Below are 21,898 nucleotides of genomic sequence, written 5' to 3'. Positions count from 1 at the left end.
CCTTACCGCAATAATATAAGCAGCTGGAATAGCAATCATATTTGATAGAATAACCAGTTTTATAAAATCCTTGTTCAATAGAACAAGAATACTTTTCAAATCGGCACCAAGAACCTTTCTGATACTGATTTCTTTACTTCTCTGCTCCGCAATATATAAAGCAAGCCCCAGCAAGCCTAAACAAGAGATAAAAATAGCAAAACAACCAAACAGATTAGAAAGCACACTGAGCAATCGCTCTGTTTTTAGCTTCTGCTGCATACCCTGATTAACGAACTGGAGATCTGCGGGATAAGAAGGATTGAGTCGAAGGCTAATGTCTTTGATAGACTGAACTGATTTGCTTAGCGATTGATCCGGATTAAGACGAAGCAGCAATACTTTGCTTTGAGCAATGTTGCAATAAAATACGGTAGGTTTTGACTTTGCACCCAGCTGTTCGTTTGTATAATCTTTAACAACACCAATTACATTTAGCGATTGATCGCCCCAGGTAATTTTAGAGCCCACCGGATTTTTAAGCCCCATCGTTCTCACGGCACTTTCATTTAGCAGTAATGATGTTGCTGTATCAGCAACAAATTTAGGTGAGAAATCCCTTCCCATCACCATAGTCGTACCTATCGTTTTTACAAAATCGAAACCTGTACTTCGATAATCTATTATAGAATTATCATTTGCCGCCTTACCTGGCCAGCTAATATCTCCGGTTATGGTGCCTCCCTGAGTAAATGAACTTGCAAATTCTGTTGCCGAAACAATCGCGCCAGCATTTTTTAGCTCCGCTTTAAAGATCTCCAGCTTCTGCAGCTTTAACCACTCGCCTTCCAGATCCAGTTGCACCAGGTTATTCTCGTTAAACCCTAACGGCTTATTTTTCATGAATTGGATTTGGGAATAGATCACAATAGCACAAACGATCATACAAATTGAGATGGTAAACTGCACCACAACAAGTATTTTGCGCATCGGCAATGAGGACTTACCTATTCCGGTAAAGCCTTTTAATACCTTTACAGGTGTAAAAGATGACAAATAAAACGCGGGATAGCTTCCTGCAAGCACACCTGTGAATAAGATTAGCGAGAGTAGTGTTACCCATGTGTAGGGTGACTTGTAATTGATTTGGATAGAGATATCCAGCAGATTATTAAAATAGGGCAGCACACCCTCTAGCAGTACAAATGCAATCAAAATACCAATTAATGAAAGCACAAGTGACTCCATTACGAACTGACCAATCAGCGTTTTTCTGGAAGCACCAAGTGCCTTGCGCACTCCTACTTCTCTTGCACGTTTTTCTGATCGTGCAGTTGAAAGGTTCATATAATTAATGCAGGCAATTAGCAGAACACAGAACGCCAGAAAAATGAACAGCCTTACCTGATCAATCCTTCCTCCAGCTGACTTACCATTTTCAAAATGATCATAAAGATGGTATTTGCCAAAGGGAAAAAGAAAAGCCTGGAGAGTAGTCTCCTTATCATTTTTCTTAATCAACTGTCTTACTCCAGCATCTGTAACCTCGAAGCTAGCTTTGTCTTTTAACTTGAATAAAGTAAAGCAGGTAATGCTTCCCCAACCATTGTCCTTCTCTCCGGGATGTTCCTGCTCAAAAAATGACCAGGGTTGCAGTGCTTCGAATTGATGGGTCATGTTCTTTGGCAGATCTTCTACTACCGCAGAGACCTTCAGGATCTTACTATTATCCCACTTTACGCTGCTGCCTAAAACGTTCACACTTCCAAATAGCCTCTTAGCCGCTGAGGCAGTAAGTAAAACCGAATTGGGTTCGCTTAAAGCTGTTTCGGGGTTTCCCTGAATAAACTTGTAATCAAATATCTTCAAAAAGCCAGGGTCAACATTTAGGGTAGTCAACTTAAAATTGTTATTGGCAGTACCAAATAATTTCGTTGACTCGCCCATAGCTATCCTACTGGCAGTTTCTACCGAGGGCAAGCTTACCAAAGCAGCACCTGCAAGCTTATTTGGGGTTGCGTCTGTTGTTAAAAGTTTCCCATTTACATTTAGGGTAAGTTTAGCAGCATATATACGGTCTATATCCTTAAATTGTTTATCATAACTCCATTCGTAACCCACATACATCAGGAGCATTAAACAACAGGTCATACCAATGGCTAACCCTCCAATGTTGATCAGAGAAAAACCTTTATTTTTCCAAAGGTTTCTTAAAGCTATTCTAAAGTTGATTAAAAACATATCCGGGGTTTTTCATCTCTTACGCCAAAGATATGCCATTCTCAGAAACAACTCCATACACCTAAATATCGGCCATTTATATTTATGCCGGCGATTTATTGTTCATTTCCGTACAATCTATGTACATAAATGTACAGTTAGGTTTTAAATAAGAAAAGCGGCTCAGGAAGCCAAAGCCCTCGCCGCTTAACTAACTAACCTAATAAATTATGGGGTTACTGTTATCTCTTTTACTGTGGTATAATTGTACTTTTTGAAATTATCATTTACCCTTACGCCTACCCTCACATAGTAAGTAGTGGCATATTTCATTGCTGCATTTGTGGTGATGGCAACTTCGGTATTTTCATTTGGGATAACGGTTACCAGACCATTTGCAGGATCGAAATTATTGTTGCCTACATACTTTGTAGTTGACACGAACAACCTGTAATCAGCAACGGTAGGTTTGGTTTGTCCGGCTGGCGCCTCATTTCTGCTAAACTTAAATTTAGCAGAGATCTTTTTGTCGGCGGTAACTACCAGATCACCCACCCATTCTACAACTACATACGGCACTACATGAAAATCGTGGGTTGTTGTACCCTTGACATCAATTTCCTCTGCTGTTACCGGATAAAAGGGACCCTCAATTGGGCTAATGCGATATTTGCCGGCAAATAACTTGTTGTTTATATAACTACCATCTTGTTTAATATTTAAAAACATGGGGGTTGGTGTACTGCTCCAGCTCAGTTCTTCCATTCTGATTCTGGTGTTCCCCTGGCCTTGTTCAGCCTGTAAACCCTGTCCTTTATCGTCAAGGATTGTTCCTTGCAATACTGCCGAAGGGGCCTCATAATCGTCAATTTTACAGGAATGCAATGCTGCCACTCCTGCAAAAAACAATAACATAAATAATATCTTTTTCATACCTGATTTCTGTAATGGTTAATACTGTTCGTTTTGTTTTAGCTTAGGATTTGCTGCAATCTCAGCACCCGGAATAGCTTCATAGTAATATTTAGTAGCCACGGTAAATCTTGAATTGCGCTCTTCCAGTCTGGCATCAAAAATATACTTGCCCTTTACATAATCTGGCGCTTCAGGAACCGATCCTTTAGCAAACAGGAAGGGATTAAGCTTTCTCCAGATTCTCGAATTAACTTCCAGATCGGCAGTTCTCCATCTCAGCATGTCCCACCAAAGCTTATGCTCAAAAGCAAGTTCCTTTCTGCGCTCTATCCTTACAAGCTGCAATCCTCTTGTTGGCGCCAGTACATATGACCCAACACCGGTTCCCGGTGCAAGTGCCGCACCTGCAGAAAGCTCGCCCTGATCTGTTAACAATACCGCTCCTGCCCGCTCACGAATGGCATTGATTTGTACAAAAGCATCATTTTGAAGGTCAACACCGTCTAAGTTATTTACACCATGCTGTGCAAGTTCTAACGCTGCTTCGGCACGGTTTAGCAATACTTCTGCATATCTGATTTCAATCCACGACTGAGTAGACTCATGGAGTTTGGTAAGCGCCGCTGAAACATTTGGATTTAGATATTTGCGTCCATGAAAACCGGTAACGGTGGCATTGTTTGAAGAAGTTGGGCCATCCAGGCCAGTAGGGTTAATTGACTGCCCAGTAGACAATACAATTGGCACCTGACTATTCCATGTTCCTGCCTGTTTTACGTTTGGATTATAAAATGGATTGGAAGAATAAGCTGCTGTTGAACCCTCTGGCACCAACTTTTGTATAGGGGTGGCCGGATCTATACTTTCGATAAATGTTCCGCGACGAAGATCGGTACGCAGTCCTTTAAAAGCCTGGCCCGGCAATAAAACTGTGCCTCTTAACCTTGGCTCGCAATTTTCAAAAAGCTGTTCTACATAATCATATACGATATAGGTTCCATCAGGCTTAGTGGTCTGTATCTCGCCACGTGAATTCTTTGGCAATCCATCAAAAAGCTCTACATAATCCAAAGTAGGATTAAAACGATCGCCATAAGTTGAAGTCATGTGTGGCGGCGAATAAACTGCATCGAAACTATGTACATTTTCTACAAAGGAATAACCTTTTGAGAAGATCGTTTCGGGACTCTCCGTGTCCAGAAAAAGTGCAGCATAATTATTTGCAGAAGCAATTTTATCTGTGGGCGACCATGTTTTTTTATAAAGAGAATACTTACCTTCAATCATTTTTGCAGCCTGAAAGCTTAATTTAAAATAATCATTGGCCTTTGCCGCCGGAATGCCATTAAGCATTATGCCATCAACAACATATTGAGTACCATATCTGGCCTTTGAACCGGCAAAAAGCGCAACGCGCGATTTAAATGCCGCAGCAATATTCTTATTTACACGTCCCTTTTGCTCACTTGCCTCATTCATGTTTGTAATGGCATAATCAAGATCTGCCAGTATAAAATCATAAACTTCCTGTTCACTGCTTCTTGGAATCTGCAATTCTTCTACGTTGGCATTTAAAGCCTGAACCTGACTTGTAATAGGTACTCCTCCGTAACGCTTTACCAAAGCAAAATATGTAAAAGCACGAATAAAACGTGCTTCAGCTATCCATTTATCAACCTTTGGCTGTGTTAGTGACGCGGCATAAGCAGGTAAATTTTCGATCAGATAGTTGGAATAGCGAATAACCTGGTAACCGCTTTTCCAGTACCCTCTGGCAGGATTTACAAAACCTCCGTTGTTTCGATTGGCATTTTCTCCGGTATTTAACATGGGTAAGGCGATTTGATTCCAGGTATTAAACCCTTCTGTGCCATCGCCGGCACTGTATTTAAAATCCTCAATAGGCATGCGGCTATAGAGAGCGGCCATATAGGCCTGCATTCCCGCATCTGTGAACAGATCCTTATCCTGTACAATATTTACAGGGGCAATGTCCAGTTTATTACAAGCGCATACTGCTCCAAAAAGAAGCATAAATGCTATATATTTTAATTGTTTCATAATCATTTGTCTGGATCCTTATTAAAAGCTAATGCTTGTTCCGAAATTAATTGTACGGCTGATTGGATAGATGTACCCATAAAGTTCTGAAGGGCGCTCGGGGTCTAATCCTTTAATCTTCGTAATGGTTAGCAGGTTGTATCCGTTGGCATATACGCGTAATCCTTGTATCCCTATTTTTGTAAGTATTTTTTTAGGAAGTGAATAACCAAGCTCAGCGCTCTTTAAACGCATATAAGCACCATTTTGAATCGCCCTGCGCGAATTGTCGTTAATAACCGTTCCCGTATAAGCGTAGTATCCTTGTACCCATTTATTGGCGGGATCATAAGGATCTGCTTTGGGATCAACAGGATGCCATCTGTCCATAAACATATCCAGCGCATTTCCATCGAAGGCCAATGGCTCTCTAAAGGCTTCAGGATAGGAAACATAAGACATCGCGCCGCCCTGGAAAAGCAGGTTCAGATCAAAACCCTTGTAATCGAAACCAAGGTTAAGCCCAAAATTTAGCAATGGATAGTTATGCCGGGCATCGTTTCCATCAGCACTGGTACTGTTTGGATTAATGGCAGTAGCAACTGGATAACGGTCCAGATCATCAAAAGTCCCGTCGCCGTTCCAATCCTCGTAAATGTAATCGCCAGGAAGTGTACCTCTACCGGTAAACTGGTTATAATTGGCAATCTGCTCAAATGATTGAAACTGTCCTACATACCCAAAGCCAAACCATACATCATTATAGCGGTTGAGTTTGTTGTTTCTCCAGTTTTCCTGTGAATTTCCTGCACGTCCAAGTTCTTCATAAATAATTTTAGTACGTGTTAACGATACATTTCCGCTGATGTTATAGCCCAGCTCTCCGAACCTATTTCTGTGACTTAATGCAAGTTCAAGCCCGCGCGTTTCATCACTATTCAGGTTTTCCTGTGGCATATTTGCACCAAATGAACCGGGTACAGTTACCAAACGGTTGCCTAAAAGTCCATCCCTGCGGCGTTTAAATGCATCAAATGTAATCCCAAGTTTGCCTTTCCACAATTCAGCATCTAACCCGATATTGGTTGTTTTAACCTCTACCCATGTGAGGTCTGGATTTGGTACTGCTCTAAAGCCAACTGAGTTAACAAAACCGCCATCAAACATATAACCCCCACCAAGTGCTTCTCTGTTTCCATTAAACGGATAATCGTAGCCCGAAAGGAACTGATACCTTACGTTTCCATCATCGCCCATAATACCATATGACGCCCTGATTTTCAGGTTATCGATAAATGACAGTGATGAATTATTTTTCATGAAAGATTCTTCAGATATGCGCCATCCAACAGAAGCACCCGGAAAGAACCCAAATTGTTTCTTATCAGAAAACCTCGAAGAACCATCATAACGAAAGCTAAACTCGGCAAGGTATTTCCCTGAAAAATCATAGTTCAATCTGCCTATTACAGCTCTGGTTGCTGTTTCAGATACACCGTCAATATTGGTATTTGCCACCTGGCCTAGTGCTTTTCCGGCAAATAGGTATTCAACAGGCAAGGCAAGATCACGCTGTGCAAAAAAATTATCGGCACTCGAAGTACCTTCTTCGTAGAGTACTAAGGCGTTTATGTTATGTTTCTTTATACTTTTTACATAATTCAACGAGAGTTGCAATAATGAGTTAGGTGTTGTGCTATACCTTCTAAGCAACTGATCGGGACCATTCTTATTATAGGCGGTATAAGAATCGCTTGCTGCATTATAATCATATACGTTATAACCTTTTCTATAATCCTTAAAATTGTTATTTCTGGCATCGTACGAGAACAATCCCCTTGCGGTTAATCCATCAAGATATGGCACCTGATAGTCTAATGAAAACTGGCTCTGTAACCAGCTGTTCTGGTCTTTTTGGTAACCCGATAAATCACTATCTGAATTTGCTCCGGGATGTTCGAAAACTGGCTTATACAGATAATCAGGATTATTATTTGCATAATAGGTTTCGTTTGGCTGTGCTCTCCATAATTGCGAAAACAGCTGCCAGGAAGGAACTTTAGGATTCATTTTATTCTCTAAAATACCGTTAAGTTTTAAAGAGGCTTTTAAACGATTAGAGATCTGGGCGTTTAAGTTAGAGCGCAGATTATACCTGTCATATTTTAAGGAATTGCTTTTCCAGATTCCTTCTTGCCTGGCATAACCAAGGTTAATGAAATAATCTATCTTAGTATCACCTGAACTGCCACTGGCACTAAGGTTTTGCTGGAACTGAGGTGCAAAATCACGCATTGTCATGTCATACCAGTTGGTACCTGTTTTTGTTCCATTACGATAAGGGGCAAAATCTTCATCGTTATACGTTAGTACAGGTCCATCAACTCTATGCATGGTCTTCTCGTTCATTAGCGTGAAACGGTCAATTACACCTACAGGCTCAGGCAATCCGATTGGTGTTTGCTGACCATAATAAGCAGCATAAGTAATTTCCGGCTTGCCAGATTTCCCTTTTTTGGTGGTTACGAGTACAACCCCATTAGCAGCTCTTACTCCATACACCGCAGCAGCTGCATCTTTTAGAACTGAAATACTCTCGATCTCATTAGGATCAAGACGAGTAATATTATCGCGCGGTACCCCATCAATAACAATTAACGGATTACCAAAGCCCCGGATATCAAATTGATTGGTAAAAACACCAGGCTCTGATGTTCTTTGTACAACACGAAGCCCGGGAACTTTACCGGTTAGCATGTTCTGTACGTTCTGTGTTTTGGTTGTTGAGATCTCGGCATTGGAAACAGAGGCAATGGATCCGGTAAGGGTGGCTTTTTTCTGTGTACCATACCCTACAACAACCACTTCTCCAAGGCTGTTACCGCTGTCAGAAAGTATAATATTTAATGGCCCGCCGCTTGTAACCTGCACTTCTTTAGGTTGAAAACCAACAAAGGAAATTAACAGAGAAGAACCTGTGGGAACAGAGATAGAAAACTCTCCGTTATTGTCGGCTGAAGTTCCTCCTGAACTTCCCTTCACTTTTATCGCGGCACCAATTAAAGGCCCGCCGGCGGCATCCGTAACCTTACCTTTTACGGTAATGTTCTGCGCATATGTATAGGTTGTAATACAACATGCGAGTAAGAAAAATAGTAGTCTTTTCATACTTAGTTTTGGTTTAATATTTGGTTTATTTAAACACTAAGTAATTTAATAGCCTTAAAAAAGGCTTAAAAATGTCTTAGTTGGAGAAAAAATCTTAGAAAAAATTTCATATTCCACATAGAAGCTATATTGGAAGGGGATTTGCCAAATTTGCTTATCTTAGCGAGACCAGATATGACTATGGGATTAAAATTCTACCTGACTTGTTTTGCCTTTCTTTTTATAACTCCGAAGATCACAAATGCACAGTATTATGGCCTTTGTTTTACGGGGCATGAGACTATACAGGAAAAAAGAACAGGACTGGACCTGACCGCTGCTGATCCACTATGTTTCAATAACACCTTTGAGCTATCGTTCGATTTTTCTTTTATGACAGGCCATACCGATTACTTTGGTTATATATTCCGAATTGTAGATCAGGAAAAACGAAACATCGACCTTATATACGATAAAAGCCTGGAGGCAAAAAACCATCTTAAGTTGGTTATAGGTGATAAGATGTCGAACATTGAGTTCGATATAAAACTAGACAAGCTGTTTAAAAACTGGTACAACATAAAGCTCAGGTTTGATCAGGAAAACCAGGAACTGGTTCTTACCGCTGATGGCAAAGTTTATCGTGAGAAAATCCCCTTAAAAAAGAATTGTTACAGAATCTGCTTTGGTGCCAATAATTATAAGGAACATGAAGTGAAGGATGTGCCGCCAATGAAGATCAAAGAGATAAAAATAACTGAGGATGACAAGCTAACACATCACTGGCCATTAAATGAATATACCGGATTAAGTGCAACAGAAAAGATTAAAGGAAAAAATGCCGGAGTAATTAATCCGAACTGGATTAGAAAAATGCACATTGAATGGGAACTCGTTAAATCTGCTGAGGTTGCAGGATCGGCAAGTGTTGCCTTTGATGCTGATCGCGAACGGGTATTTGTAGTAACTGAAAAATCCTTGCAGACTTACGATGTAAAAACGGAAAAAACAACTATCGCCGATTATAAATCCGGATTGCAGCCAATGCTTTATGGAAATCAATCTATTTATCAAAATGAACTGGGGCTATTAAATTTCTATGTAGATTTTTCACTAATGAGTGGGTTCAATTTTAGCAATAACACATGGGATAGCAAGTATACTGGCGAAAACGTACCTACAAATTTCTGGCATTTAAACAAGTTCTACTCTGCAAATGACAACAGTCTGTATTTTATTGGGGGCTATGGACATTATAACTATAAACGAGATGTTCAGCGCTATCATTTTAAAGATAAAAAACTAAGTTCGGTTAAAACAAGCGGAGATTTTACTCCACGCTACCTTGCTGCACTGGGTGCAACGAAAAACGGCGCTTACATACTTGGAGGATATGGAAGTACGACCGGTCAGCAGATTCTGAATCCAAAGAACCTCTACGACCTCAGCTTTTATGATGTTGAACACAAAACTTTCAAAAAGCTATTTGAGCTGAATCCCGGAAAGGAAGAATTCGCTTTCGCAAACTCCATGGTTATTGATGAGAAGGAACAATCTTTTTATGCCCTCACGTTTGTAAACCACATATTTAATTCTTCTTTGGCTATGATCAAGGGATCGCTTAAAAATCCTTCCTATGAATTTGTAGGCAGCCGCATTCCTTATACTTTCCACGACATATCATCGTTTGCAGACTTGTATTATTGTAAGGTTAGCAAAAAGTTTGTAGCCGTATTGCTTTATTATGATCAGAAAGCAAACAGTTCCTCCGTTAAGATCTATACTTTACATGCCCCTCCCGAAATACAACAGGCAGTGCACAATACCCCACCCCGTTTTACAATAAACTGGTATATGGTAATTTCAGGAGCGCTAATTCTGTGCATGTTATATTTAGGATACAAACGAATCAGAAACCAAAAGACATTAGCTAAGCCCTCAGTTAAAGTACCGGTAATAACCCTTAAAGAACCTGAACTGGTAAACATAAAGCAAGAAAATACTGATATGCCTGATGATATAAGAAATACCATGTTTCTGTTTGGCGACCTTCAGCTATTTGACAGAGAAGGAAAAGATATTACCAAGCTCTTTACCCCAGTAATAAAAGAGCTTTTCCTGCTAATATTATTGTTTACCGTGCGCTGGGGACGAGGCGTTAGTTCAGAAAAACTGGAAGAGATTTTATGGGCCGACAAGTCTGTTGGCAGCGCCAGGAATAACAGATCTGTTAGTATTGCAAAGCTGAAGCTGCTTCTGGAAAGCATGGATAGCTGTGAGATATCTAAAGAGACCGGTTACTGGAAAATGCTGATCGATTACGACAAGATCAGAATAGACTATAAAGAATATCTGAATATTGTTAAAAGCAAAACCGACATCAACAAAAACAAGATCATAGATCTTACAAAAATTGTATCTCGGGGTGGGTTTCTTTCAAATGCAGAATACAGCTGGCTGGATCCTTTGAAGTATGAAATTTCAAACGAGATCATCGATACTTACCTCCATATGGCGGCAAGCATGAAGATCTCGGATGATCCTGAATTTTTAATATCTTTAGCGGATTGTGTATTTAACTTTGATCCGGTAAATGAAGAAGCCATGGCAATTAAATGCCAGGCTCTTGTATTTTTAGGTAAGCACTCTCTGGCTAAATCTATATTCGAGAATTTCAATAAAGAATATAAAGCCATTTATGCAGAAAGCTTTAATAAAACCTTTCAGGAAATACTGGGGTAATGGTTATTTGCCGTAATTATAGTTTGGCTTACTTCCCATTGTAATTTTTAGTGTACCACCTTTCATAATATCGGCATGCTGTAAATAGCTTTCCTCATATTTTTTCCCGTTCAATAGAATGCTTTGGATATAAATATTCTTGTCGCTGTTGCTTACAGATTCAACAATGAATTTTTTTCCGCCCTCTAAATTAATTGTGGCTTTGTCAAATAACGGACTCCCGATGGCATAAGTTCCAGAGGCCGGAAATACAGGGTAGAACCCTAAAGACGAAAATACATACCATGCCGACATTTGTCCGCAGTCTTCATTTCCGATGATGCCATCTGGACGATCATGATACATTTCTTTTAAAATATGTCTTACCTTTTCAGCCGTTTTCCATTGCTGTCCACCGTAGTTGTACAGATAAGGAATGTGGTGCCCAGGCTCATTTCCATGAGCATACTGCCCAATCAGCCCCGTCATATCCTCCAACCCTCCCTCGTCCTGAAATGGTAGTGTAAAAAATTGATCAAGCCGCTGATTAAAGGCTTCTTTACCGCCCAGCAAACCGATTAAACCGTTTACATCCTGAGGAACAAGCCAGTTGTATTGCCAGGCATTTCCTTCTGAGTAAAGTACGTTTTTACTTTTAAACGGATCAAAGCCAGGAGTCCAGCTGCCGTCTGATAGTTTTCCTTTAAAGAATTTATCAGCCGGATCAAAGTATAGCTTATAGTTCTCAGCACGTTTTTTGAAGTTGTTATACTCATTTCCCTTTCCCATTTTTTGCGCCATTAGTGCAATACTTCCGTCCCCTATTGCATATTCCATTCCTTTGGCGGTTGAAGCTCCTTCTTTATCACTAGGTATTACCTGAAAGTTTTTAGCATACTCCAGGCCAAGTAAATTCACTTCTGAACTGTTTGTTAAAGCTTCAAAGGCCTTTTCGCCATCAAATTTTATCCCCTTAAGATAGGCCTCGGCAACAATCTGTCTGCTTGCCATACCTACCATTGTACCTGTTTCATTTCCCATAAGGTGCCAGATTGGTAAATGCCCTTGCTGATCATAAATGGCCAGCATTGAATTTATCATATCAGCAGCACGTTTAGGCTGTGTAAGTACATAGAGCGGATGAGCTGCCCGATAAGTATCCCAGGTTGAAAAAACACTGTAATTAGCGAACGAGCCACTTTTATATACCTTTTTATCGGCGCCACGATAATCGCCATTATGATCATTGAACAATGATGGGTTGATCATAGTGTGATACATCGCTGTATAAAAGATTTTCTTTTCTGTGATGTTCTTAGATTCAACCGTAAGCCTGGATAGTTCCTTGTTCCATTTATCATCTGCTTGTTTTACGATCTGCTCGAAGTTCCATTTTGGGATTTCTGCAGTGATATTATCAAGTGCATTTTCTGAACTTACAGGCGATATTCCAACCTTAAGTTCTAAAAGAGCAGGTGCCTGATCAAAATTAAAGAGCCCCTTTATTGCTTTATCAGTTGCCGCCTTATCTTTTAAAAGCGTATTGTTATTGTATAATGCAAAGTTCTTTATGGCTACTGACGATTTTATGGCAAAATAGATCCATTGATCTTTAGCCCAGCCAGATGATTTACGATAACCTTTGAATGTAAAATCATCAACCTGCTCAATATGGGTATCGGTAGACTGATCATTAATACCTTCTTTTAAATCGATGATCACATGTGCCTCTTTTCCTGCAGGAAAATGATACCGATGATAACCTACCCTCTCGGACGCGGTTAACTCTACATTGACGCCGTTTCCCAGTTTTACCGAATAGAAACCTGGTTTTGCTTGTTCATTCTTATGGGAAAAAAGTGAAGCATAGCCACTTCCCGGAACCTTTTCCTGGCCCTTATCTGTTTTAGCACTTCCTGTATAAGGCATAATGGCAATATCAGAAAGATCGCCTATTCCGGTACCGCTTAAATGGGTTTGCGCAAAGCCTCTGATTACGCTATCCTGATAATTGTATCCCGAACACCAGTCCCAGCCTTTATAAAAATTATCGGGGCCAATTTGCACGCCTCCAAAAGGAACACTGGCTCCAATAAAAACGTGTCCGTGTGAGCCCGACCCAATAAATGGGTCTACAAAATCCGTTAACTTTTGACTGTTTTTGCTTTGTGCATTGGCTATGTCAGTTATTCCGAAAAGTGCAAGGACTATACAAATACTAAGTTTCGTTCTCGTTCTGCAATAAAAAAAATTCATGAATTCTAATTGATGGTTTATTAATAGGTTTACATTTGGTGAACTACACAAATAAAACATCGGGGATTAATTACATCATAATAAATCCTTAATTGTAATAGAATAATGAAAAATTTATACCGGTTTTTGAGTTATTCTGGCAATGTTAAAGAAAACGTAACCACATTATCTACACTATCGCCGTGCGAATTCGGATAGACTTTGTTATCTCTTTTAAAACCAGCCATCTTTAAAACTTTTACTGAACTGATATTATTTGCTGAAGGGAAAGCTGTTATTGTTTTTACTTTCAATTCTTCAAATCCATACTTTATCACAGCAGTAATAGCCTCTCTCATAAATCCTTTTCCCTGAAAATCGGGAAGCAGCTCGTAACCAATCTCTGCAATGGCATTTTCAGCATCAAAATTCCAGAGGCAGATGGTTCCGATTAAAGAAGGGTTGTCAAGTAAAGAAATTGCCCAGTAAATACTGGCATTGTTCTCTATGAGTTTTCCAATCTTATAAATGTGAGCCATGGCATCTTCTATACCAGTAGAAGGTGTTCTGCCAGTCATGGCCGCAATTTTAGGATCAGACCGCAGCATGTGAATTTGCAGGGCATCTTGGGCAGCTAATTCTCTAAGTAAAAGACGGGAGGTCTTTATTACGGGAAAAATAGAAAAATCAAGGTTTTTCATGAGTAAATAGGGATGTAGTATTATTTTAATAACTGCGAAAATGCAAATTTATTTTCTTTAAGGTACTTTTTGCGAACAAGGTAAACCGAGCAAATACCGAAACACCCGCCAGGAGCTATCAAGATGCACTAGGCTGTTTAAAAGCTTTAAACAACACTTCAATTTCTCATTCTAATAACTTAACTTTGCATCCTTAATTTTTGGAGATACTTGATTGATGTATAGGGAATTTAAACAGTTAGAACTAGCGAAAATAGGAAAAGAGATACTTGATTTTTGGAAAGCGGAGAACATCTTTGAAAAAAGCATTTCGACCCGATCAAAATCAAACCCATTTACTTTTTACGAAGGGCCGCCTTCTGCAAATGGAATGCCTGGTATTCACCACGTAATGGCGCGTGCTATTAAAGATATTTTCTGCCGTTATAAAACTATTAAAGGATTTCAGGTAAAAAGAAAAGCAGGATGGGATACTCACGGACTTCCTGTAGAACTGGGAACTGAAAAGGAACTTGGCATCACCAAAGAAGATATAGGAAAGACCATTTCAATTGAAGAGTATAATGAGGCTTGCAAAAGAACCGTAATGCGTTATACAGATGTATGGAACGACCTTACCGAGAAAATGGGCTATTGGGTGGATATGGATGATCCATATATTACTTATAAGTCGAAATATATGGAATCGGTTTGGTGGCTTTTGAAACAGATCTACGATAAAGGTTTATTATATAAGGGCTATACCATCCAACCTTACTCTCCAAAAGCGGGAACAGGATTAAGCTCACATGAGGTAAATCAGCCGGGAGCTTATCGTGATGTAACCGACACTACCATAGTTGCCCAGTTTAAATCGTTACCTGACACATTACCTGCTTTCCTGACAGGGTTTGGAGATATACATTTCATGGCATGGACAACAACGCCATGGACTTTACCATCGAACACAGCGCTGACTGTAGGTCCAAAAATAGACTATGTACTGGTAAAAACCTTTAATCAATATACTTACCTTCCTGTAAATGTAATCTTAGCCAAGAACCTGGTAGGAAAACAGTTTAATAAAATATACTTTGAAAGCACTGCTGAGGAAGATTTCAGTAATTTCAAAGAGGGTGACAAAAAGATCCCTTATCAAATTTTAACGGGGTGTAAAGGCGCAGACCTGGTAGGTGTTAAATATGAACAGCTTTTACCTTATACTTTACCATACCAAAATCCTGAAAATGCTTTCCGTGTGATCTCCGGAGACTTTGTGACTACAGAAGATGGAACAGGTATTGTACATACAGCGCCCACCTTTGGTGCCGATGATGCTAAAGTAGCTAAAGAAGCCACACCTGAGGTCCCTCCGATGCTGGTTTTGGATGAGAATGGATCTCCGGTTCCATTGGTAGACTTGCAGGGAAGATTTACTGCTCACGTAGGTGATCTGGCAGGGAAATATGTAAAAAATGAATATTACAACGAAGGTGAGGCTCCTGAGAAATCAGTAGACGTAGAAATTGCTATCCGCCTGAAAGAAGAAAATAAAGCGTTTAAGGTAGAAAAGTATGTTCACAGTTACCCGCACAGCTGGAGAACTGATGAACCGTTATTATATTACCCTCTGGATTCCTGGTTCATCAAAGTAACTGACATTAAGGACAGGATGTTTGATTTGAACGAGACCATCAACTGGAAACCAAAGTCTACAGGAGAGGGCCGTTTTGGAAACTGKTTAAAAAATGCAAACGACTGGAACCTTTCGCGCTCTAGATATTGGGGAATTCCCTTGCCAATCTGGAGAACGGAAGACAAAAGAGAAGAAATATTAATTGGCTCTGTTGAAGAGTTATATAATGCCATAGAAAAGTCAATAGAAGCCGGCTTTATGAAAGAAAATCCTTTTAAAGGATTTGAGATCGGCAACATGTCTGAAACCAATTATGATCTAGTAGATCTGCATAAGAATGTAGTGGACGGAATTATATTGGTTTCACCTTCGGGAAAACCTATGAATCGTGAAAGTGACCTGATCGATGTATGGTTTGACTCTGGCGCAATGCCTTACGCGCAATGGCATTATCCTTTTGAAAATAAAGATAAAATTGATGAGCAAAAAGACTTCCCTGCTGATTTTATAGCCGAAGGAGTTGACCAGACTCGTGGATGGTTCTATACCTTACACGCTATTGGAGCACTGGTTTTTGATAAAATTGCCTATAAAAATGTAGTTTCAAATGGATTGGTACTCGACAAAAACGGGCAGAAAATGTCTAAACGCCTGGGCGCTACACGCTGGTATATGATATCTAATGCAAATCCTTGGGACAACTTAAAGTTCGATATTGAAGGAATTGCAGAGGTACGCCGCAAGTTCTTTGGAACGCTTTACAATACCTATGCGTTCTTTGCCCTTTATGCAAATATTGACAAGTTTGAAATAGACCAGGATAAGCTCACTCCAGTTGCTGAACGCAGTGAGCTTGACAGATGGATTCTATCTTTACTGCAAACATTAATTGCAGAGGTGGATGAAAGCTATGCTGCTTATGAGCCTACAAAAGCTGCAAGAGCAATTCAGTCATTTGTGGATGAACACTTGAGTAACTGGTACATCCGTTTATCACGCCGCCGCTTCTGGAAGGGCGAAATGACTGCGGATAAGAAAGCTGCGTATGAAACCTTATATGCTTGCCTAACCAGTATCTCGCAACTGATGTCGCCTATAGCTCCTTTCTTTGCGGACTGGTTATTCCAGAATTTAACTGCAGGAGATGCTGCTAATAATGTTGAATCTGTACATCTTGCCCTACTTAAGGAAGCTGATCAGAGCTTGATTGACACAGAACTGAATGAACGCATGCATCTGGCACAAGACATATCGTCGATGGTATTGTCGCTGCGTAAAAAAACAAGTATCAATGTTCGTCAGCCTTTGGCTAAAATCCTAATCCCGGTACTTGATAATAAATTTGCTGAAAGGGTTGAATTAGTTAAAGAATTAATCCTATCAGAAACGAATATTAAGGATATTGAGTATATTACCGACACTGCTGGCTTCATTACCAAAAAGATCAAACCTAACTTTAAAGCGCTAGGCCCTAAGGTTGGTAAAGACATGAAAATGGTTGCCGAAGTAGTAAACAACTTGACACAGGAACAATTGAGTCAGTTTGAAAATGAAGGGAAATATCAAATTACTGGCACTAATTATGTTATCGAGTTGAGCGACGTTGAAATCATTGCTGAGGATATACCAGGATGGCAGGTAACTAATATGGGTAACTTAACTGTTGCTCTTGATGTTACGATAACTGACGAACTGAAACAGGAAGGATTATCGCGTGAACTAATTAACAGAATTCAGAATTTAAGAAAAGAACTTAATTTTGAAGTTACAGATAGAATTACTGTGACTTTACAAAACCATAATTTAGTAGCTGCAGCTGTAGCTCAAAATAAAACATACATTTGCTCGGAAATTTTAGCGGATGAGGTTAAATTAACAGAAAGTTTAGATAATGGAAACAAAATAGTAATCGATGATGTTGAATTACAAATTTCGATTGCCAAACAATAATTATTATGGAAAAAGCTACAAAAACAAGGTACTCTGACAGTGAACTTCAAGAATTTAAAGAATTGATTCAGGAAAAATTACGTATGGCCAGAGAAGAGTTTCTTGATTTAACGAACTCTCTAAGCAGTCCTAATTCTAACGGAACAGAAGATACCTCTGGCACTTACAAAACGCTTGAAGATGGTTCTGCAACTCTTGAAAAAGAACAATTAAACCAACTGGCTGCACGTCAGAAAAAATTCATTGAAAATTTAGAGGCTGCATTAGTGCGTATTGAGAATAAAACTTATGGTATCTGCAGAGAAACAGGTAAACTGATTCAGAAAGAACGTTTACGTGCTGTACCGCACGCAACTTTAAGCATGGAAGCTAAACTGAAGCAGTCGTAATGAAAGGCTATACAAAACCTTTATTAATAATTTTCCTGGTTTTGCTTGCCGATCAGGTTTTAAAAACCTGGATCAAGACCAATATGTTTATGGGTCAGGAGTTCAAGATCATTGGCAATTGGTTCATTATTCATTTTACCGAAAATAACGGGATGGCCTTTGGACTTGAGTTTGGCGGGGAGTTTGGTAAGCTTGCCTTATCATTATTCAGAATAGCAGCCGTTGCCGGTATCGGTTATGGATTACATTACCTGATCCAAAGGAAATACCATCGTGGTCTTATCTTAAACGTGGCATTGATATTTGCAGGTGCACTAGGAAATATTATAGATTCAGTACTGTATGGCGTAATATATGGTTATGCAGGATGGTTCCATGGAAGAGTGGTAGATATGTTCTATTTCCCCATCTGGGAAGGTCATTTTCCTTCGTGGTTTCCAATATGGGGCGGAGAGGACTTTATCTTTTTCAGACCGGTATTTAATATTGCAGACGCGGCCATCTCTGTTGGTGTAATCATCATACTTGTGTTCCAGAAAACTTATTTTAAGGAAGAATTTAAAGAAGAAATTGGCCCTAATAATGAGATAGTTGAAGAATAATTTTATGATTTGTGCTAATGATTTGTGGAATTGGTATGGTAATTTCATCTAACTATTAAATACACAAAAGAAAAACATTTATCATTATGAAAAAGTTATTAACCCTTGCCTTCGTTTCCTTATTAAGTATAAGCGCTATGGCTCAACAAGTAGATTTAAGAAAAAAGATTAGTGTTAGCGGTTCTGCGGAAACCGAAGTTACTCCAGACATTATTTACATCAGTATCTCTTTAAAAGAATATTTAAAAGATAACAACAGTAAGAAAAAGGTGGAGATCACTACTTTGGAAAGCCAGTTGTATGCTGCTGTTCAAAAAGCAGGTATCGACAAAGAAAACCTAACCATCAACAATTTATCAAGCTATGCTATAGTTACGGAGAAAAAGAAAAACCCTGATTATCTGGCTAGCAAACAGTATCGCTTAAAAGTATCTGATTTGAATAAATGGAATGATATCATTGGTTCTATTGATCCTAAAGGAATCGCTTATACCAACGTTGACAGTTATGATTATTCAAAAATTGAAACACTTAAAAAAGAACTAAAAATTAAAGCACTACAGGCTGCTAAAGAAAAAGCGTCTTACCTGGTTGAAGCCCTTGGGGATAAATTAGGTAGTGTAATTGACATCCAGGAAGTGAACAATGAACAATATCCACAGCCAATGTATCGTAATGTAATGATGATGAAAGCTGAAAGTGCTGATATGGCAGGCGCTGCTGCACCGGAGATTGACTTTAAAAAAATAAAACTGAACTATATAATGAATACAGTATTCGAAATTAAATAGTAGTAGTGACTACTTGAGTATACAGTTTTAAGGAAATACCTTTAAAAAACCTACCAATAACTTTTGGTAGGTTTTTTGTTATTTAGATAATATCACAAAATTCAAATCGTATGAAAAGATTAATTTACTCTTTAGTGCTAGTTTTCACATTGGCAATCAGCGCAAACACAGTTTCTGCCGCAGGAAAGACAGACAAGATTAAAACTGAGATGACTGCCGAGCAGCAAATTCAGCTAAAACAGATCACTGACCGTGTTCAGGAGATCCGTTCAATGGACAAATCTCAGTTGTCAAAAACTGAGAAGAAAGAGTTACGTAAAGAATTGAGAGGGTTGAAAAAACAAGCAAATGCGTTAGGTGGCGGTGTTTACCTTTCAGTTGGTGCAATCATCATCATTATTTTATTATTAATTCTTATTCTATAGAATACCTTATTTACATCTACCTATAAAAAAAGCTTCCCAATTGGGAAGCTTTTTTTGCTTATGAAGTTTTGATCTTATTTAATCAATGTATTCAAAACCTGTATATTTTACCAAAGCTTCAGGAATTTTAATTCCTTTTTCAGTTTGGTTATTTTCCAGAATAGCGGCAACAATACGAGGTAGCGCCAGTGCACTTCCATTTAATGTATGTGCCAATTGCGTTTTACCAGAAGCACCTTTAAATCTTAATTTAAGTCTGTTACTTTGGTATGTTTCAAAGTTAGATACTGAAGATACCTCTAGCCAGCGTTGTTGCGCAGCACTCCATACTTCCATATCGTAAGTCATTGCAGAGGTAAAGCCCATATCGCCACCACATAAACGCAATACACGATAGTGTAGACCTAGCTCCTGAAGCAACGATTGAACATACGCACTCATGTCTTCCAGAACTTCATAAGATTTATCCGGATGTACAACCTGTACTATTTCAACTTTATCGAACTGATGCAAGCGGTTTAATCCACGTACATGCGCGCCGTATGATCCTGCTTCTCTGCGAAAACACGGCGTGTATGCTGTGTTTTTTATGGGAAGCTCTTCTTCCTTTAAAATCACATCACGATAAAGGTTAGTTACAGGCACCTCGGCTGTTGGTATAAGGTATAAATTATCTACTCCCGCATGGTACATCTGTCCTTCTTTATCAGGTAACTGTCCGGTACCAAAACCTGAGGCTTCATTAACTAAATGAGGCACTTGCATTTCTCTGTATCCCTTTTCTGTTGCGTGGTCCAAAAAGAAATTAATAAGTGCTCTTTGCAAACGCGCGCCTTTGCCTTTATATACAGGAAAACCTGCGCCGGTTATTTTTGTACCAAGCTCAAAATCTATAATATCGTATTTAGCAGTCAATTCCCAGTGTGGCAGTGCACCTTCCGGTAAATCGGCAGGATTGCCGTGTTCATAAACAACTTCATTGTCTTCAGCTACACTCCCTGGTTTTACAAGGTGATGAGGTAGGTTTGGTAGCTGTACAATCAAACCATATAAGGCGTCTTCCACTTCTGTTAACTGATCTGAAAGGTTCTTATGCTCTTCCTTATTTGACGTAGTTTCTGCTTTAAGTACCTCTGCTTCTTCTTTCTTTCCGCTACGCATTAGTTCACCAATCTGTTTTGCAGCTGCATTGGCTACTGCGGAAAGGTTATCCAGCGAGGTTTGAACTTGTCTTCGTTCTTCGTCAATTTTAATAATTTCATCAACCAGTTCTGGGTGCTTAAAATTACGTACACTTAGTCCTTCTAAAACTTTCTCTCTATTTTCGCGGATATAGTTAACTTGCAGCATTATTTTATTTTTTAAACAAAGATAATAACTTAACTCGTCATTGCGAATGCAGTAGCACAATACGAGACCTAATAATTATGGAAGGTAAACTATTTCTTGTGCCCACCCCTATTGGAAATCTTGAAGACATGACCTTCAGGGCAATCCGGATTTTAAAAGAAGCTGATGTGATCCTTGCAGAGGATACCCGTACCAGCGCCCCTATGCTGAAGCATTTCGGGATTGATAAAAAAGCATATTCACATCACCAACACAATGAACATCAGGCAACCTCAGAAATCATTAAGTTTTTGAAAGAAGGTAAAATGGTAGCTTTGATATCAGATGCCGGAACACCTGCAATATCCGACCCTGGCTTCTTTTTGGTTAGGGAAGCAATAAAAAATGATTTGGCAGTAGAGTGCTTGCCTGGAGCTACGGCCTTTGTGCCTGCCCTGGTAAACTCAGGATTGCCTTCTGACGCCTTTGTTTTTGAAGGCTTTTTGCCCGTAAAAAAAGGACGACAAACACGTTTTAAAAAACTGGCTGAGGAAGAAAGGACAATAGTTTTGTATGAAAGCCCGCATCGGTTACTTAAAACACTTGAGGAATTTGCACAGTATTTGGGTGCAGATCGTCAGGCATCGGTAAGTCGTGAGTTAACCAAACTTTATGAAGAAACTGTGAGAGGTACTTTAACCGAAATTAAATCACATTTTGAAAACAATATATTAAAAGGAGAATTCGTAATTTGTATTGCGGGAGCTGAAGAAGTAAAAAAGAAAGCTAAGTATGATCGCGATAATTAGGGTTCAATTTTTGATAGCTCACTACTGAAA

Annotated in this window: 14 protein-coding genes; 7 read left to right on the top strand and 7 right to left on the bottom strand. The window is 39.3% G+C overall.

Going from position 1 to position 21,898, the window contains the following annotated elements; translation table 11 throughout:
• From AC1DDX_RS02930 to AC1DDX_RS02915, 4 genes are all read right to left on the bottom strand, one after another.
• The coding region (locus AC1DDX_RS02930) for an ABC transporter permease (RefSeq protein WP_477621766.1) at nt 1-2,220 on the bottom strand (2,220 nt) is incomplete at its 3' end.
• A 207-nt stretch (nt 2,221-2,427) separates the two neighbouring features.
• Nucleotides 2,428-3,132, bottom strand: coding sequence for a DUF3823 domain-containing protein (locus tag AC1DDX_RS02925; protein WP_337717343.1), 705 nt, complete (start codon nt 3,130-3,132; stop codon nt 2,428-2,430).
• An 18-nt stretch (nt 3,133-3,150) separates the two neighbouring features.
• Complete coding sequence (locus tag AC1DDX_RS02920) at nt 3,151-5,175, bottom strand: RagB/SusD family nutrient uptake outer membrane protein (RefSeq protein ID WP_172661641.1); 2,025 nt, start codon at nt 5,173-5,175, stop codon at nt 3,151-3,153.
• Between the two features lie 21 nt (nt 5,176-5,196).
• Nucleotides 5,197-8,322, bottom strand: a complete 3,126-nt coding sequence (locus tag AC1DDX_RS02915; RefSeq protein WP_172661642.1) for a SusC/RagA family TonB-linked outer membrane protein — start codon at nt 8,320-8,322, stop codon at nt 5,197-5,199.
• A gap of 180 nt (nt 8,323-8,502) precedes the next feature.
• Here AC1DDX_RS02915 and AC1DDX_RS02910 point away from each other — a divergent pair, with 180 nt between their 5' ends.
• Nucleotides 8,503-11,043, top strand: coding sequence for a Kelch repeat-containing protein (locus AC1DDX_RS02910; protein ID WP_337717341.1), 2,541 nt, complete (start codon nt 8,503-8,505; stop codon nt 11,041-11,043).
• 3 nt (nt 11,044-11,046) lie between these two features.
• Here the strand turns inward: AC1DDX_RS02910 and AC1DDX_RS02905 are convergent, their stop codons facing one another.
• Nucleotides 11,047-13,278, bottom strand: a complete 2,232-nt coding sequence (locus tag AC1DDX_RS02905) for a GH92 family glycosyl hydrolase (RefSeq protein ID WP_337717339.1) — start codon at nt 13,276-13,278, stop codon at nt 11,047-11,049.
• Nucleotides 13,279-13,409: 131 nt separating this feature from the next.
• Entirely contained in the window at nt 13,410-13,958 is a 549-nt protein-coding gene (locus AC1DDX_RS02900; protein WP_172661645.1) for a GNAT family N-acetyltransferase, read from the bottom strand.
• A gap of 217 nt (nt 13,959-14,175) precedes the next feature.
• Here AC1DDX_RS02900 and ileS point away from each other — a divergent pair, with 217 nt between their 5' ends.
• The 5 genes from ileS to AC1DDX_RS02875 all read left to right on the top strand — a co-directional run bounded on the left by ileS (nt 14,176) and on the right by AC1DDX_RS02875 (nt 19,730).
• A complete protein-coding gene (ileS, locus tag AC1DDX_RS02895) occupies nt 14,176-17,523 on the top strand; it encodes an isoleucine--tRNA ligase (RefSeq protein WP_477621765.1) in 3,348 nt (1,115 codons plus the stop codon).
• Nucleotides 17,524-17,528: 5 nt separating this feature from the next.
• The gene (locus tag AC1DDX_RS02890) at nt 17,529-17,912 is read left to right on the top strand and encodes a TraR/DksA family transcriptional regulator (RefSeq protein ID WP_068891888.1); all 384 of its coding nucleotides are present in this window, start codon (nt 17,529-17,531) and stop codon (nt 17,910-17,912) included.
• Nucleotides 17,912-18,514: a lipoprotein signal peptidase gene (locus AC1DDX_RS02885; RefSeq protein ID WP_048907639.1), complete on the top strand. Its 603-nt coding sequence runs from the start codon at nt 17,912-17,914 to the stop codon at nt 18,512-18,514. The genes AC1DDX_RS02890 and AC1DDX_RS02885 overlap by 1 nt, the downstream gene beginning before the upstream one ends.
• An 86-nt stretch (nt 18,515-18,600) precedes the next feature.
• Nucleotides 18,601-19,305, top strand: a complete 705-nt coding sequence (locus AC1DDX_RS02880; protein ID WP_048907640.1) for an SIMPL domain-containing protein — start codon at nt 18,601-18,603, stop codon at nt 19,303-19,305.
• Nucleotides 19,306-19,415: 110 nt separating this feature from the next.
• The gene (locus tag AC1DDX_RS02875; protein WP_048907641.1) at nt 19,416-19,730 is read left to right on the top strand and encodes a hypothetical protein; all 315 of its coding nucleotides are present in this window, start codon (nt 19,416-19,418) and stop codon (nt 19,728-19,730) included.
• Between the two features lie 78 nt (nt 19,731-19,808).
• Here AC1DDX_RS02875 and serS read toward each other — a convergent pair whose 3' ends face one another.
• Nucleotides 19,809-21,080, bottom strand: a complete 1,272-nt coding sequence (gene serS / locus AC1DDX_RS02870; protein ID WP_337717335.1) for a serine--tRNA ligase — start codon at nt 21,078-21,080, stop codon at nt 19,809-19,811.
• 77 nt (nt 21,081-21,157) lie between these two features.
• Here serS and rsmI point away from each other — a divergent pair, with 77 nt between their 5' ends.
• Nucleotides 21,158-21,868 (top strand): 16S rRNA (cytidine(1402)-2'-O)-methyltransferase, encoded by a 711-nt coding sequence (gene rsmI, locus AC1DDX_RS02865; RefSeq protein ID WP_337717333.1) that lies wholly within the window; start codon nt 21,158-21,160, stop codon nt 21,866-21,868.
• The last annotated feature ends 30 nt before the right edge of the window (nt 21,869-21,898 follow it).

The sequence above is a fragment of the Pedobacter sp. 10L46_2 genome (genome assembly GCF_056395165.1).
The sequence above is the reverse complement of the archived record's forward strand: the minus strand, read 5'-3'. Positions and strand labels throughout refer to the sequence as shown.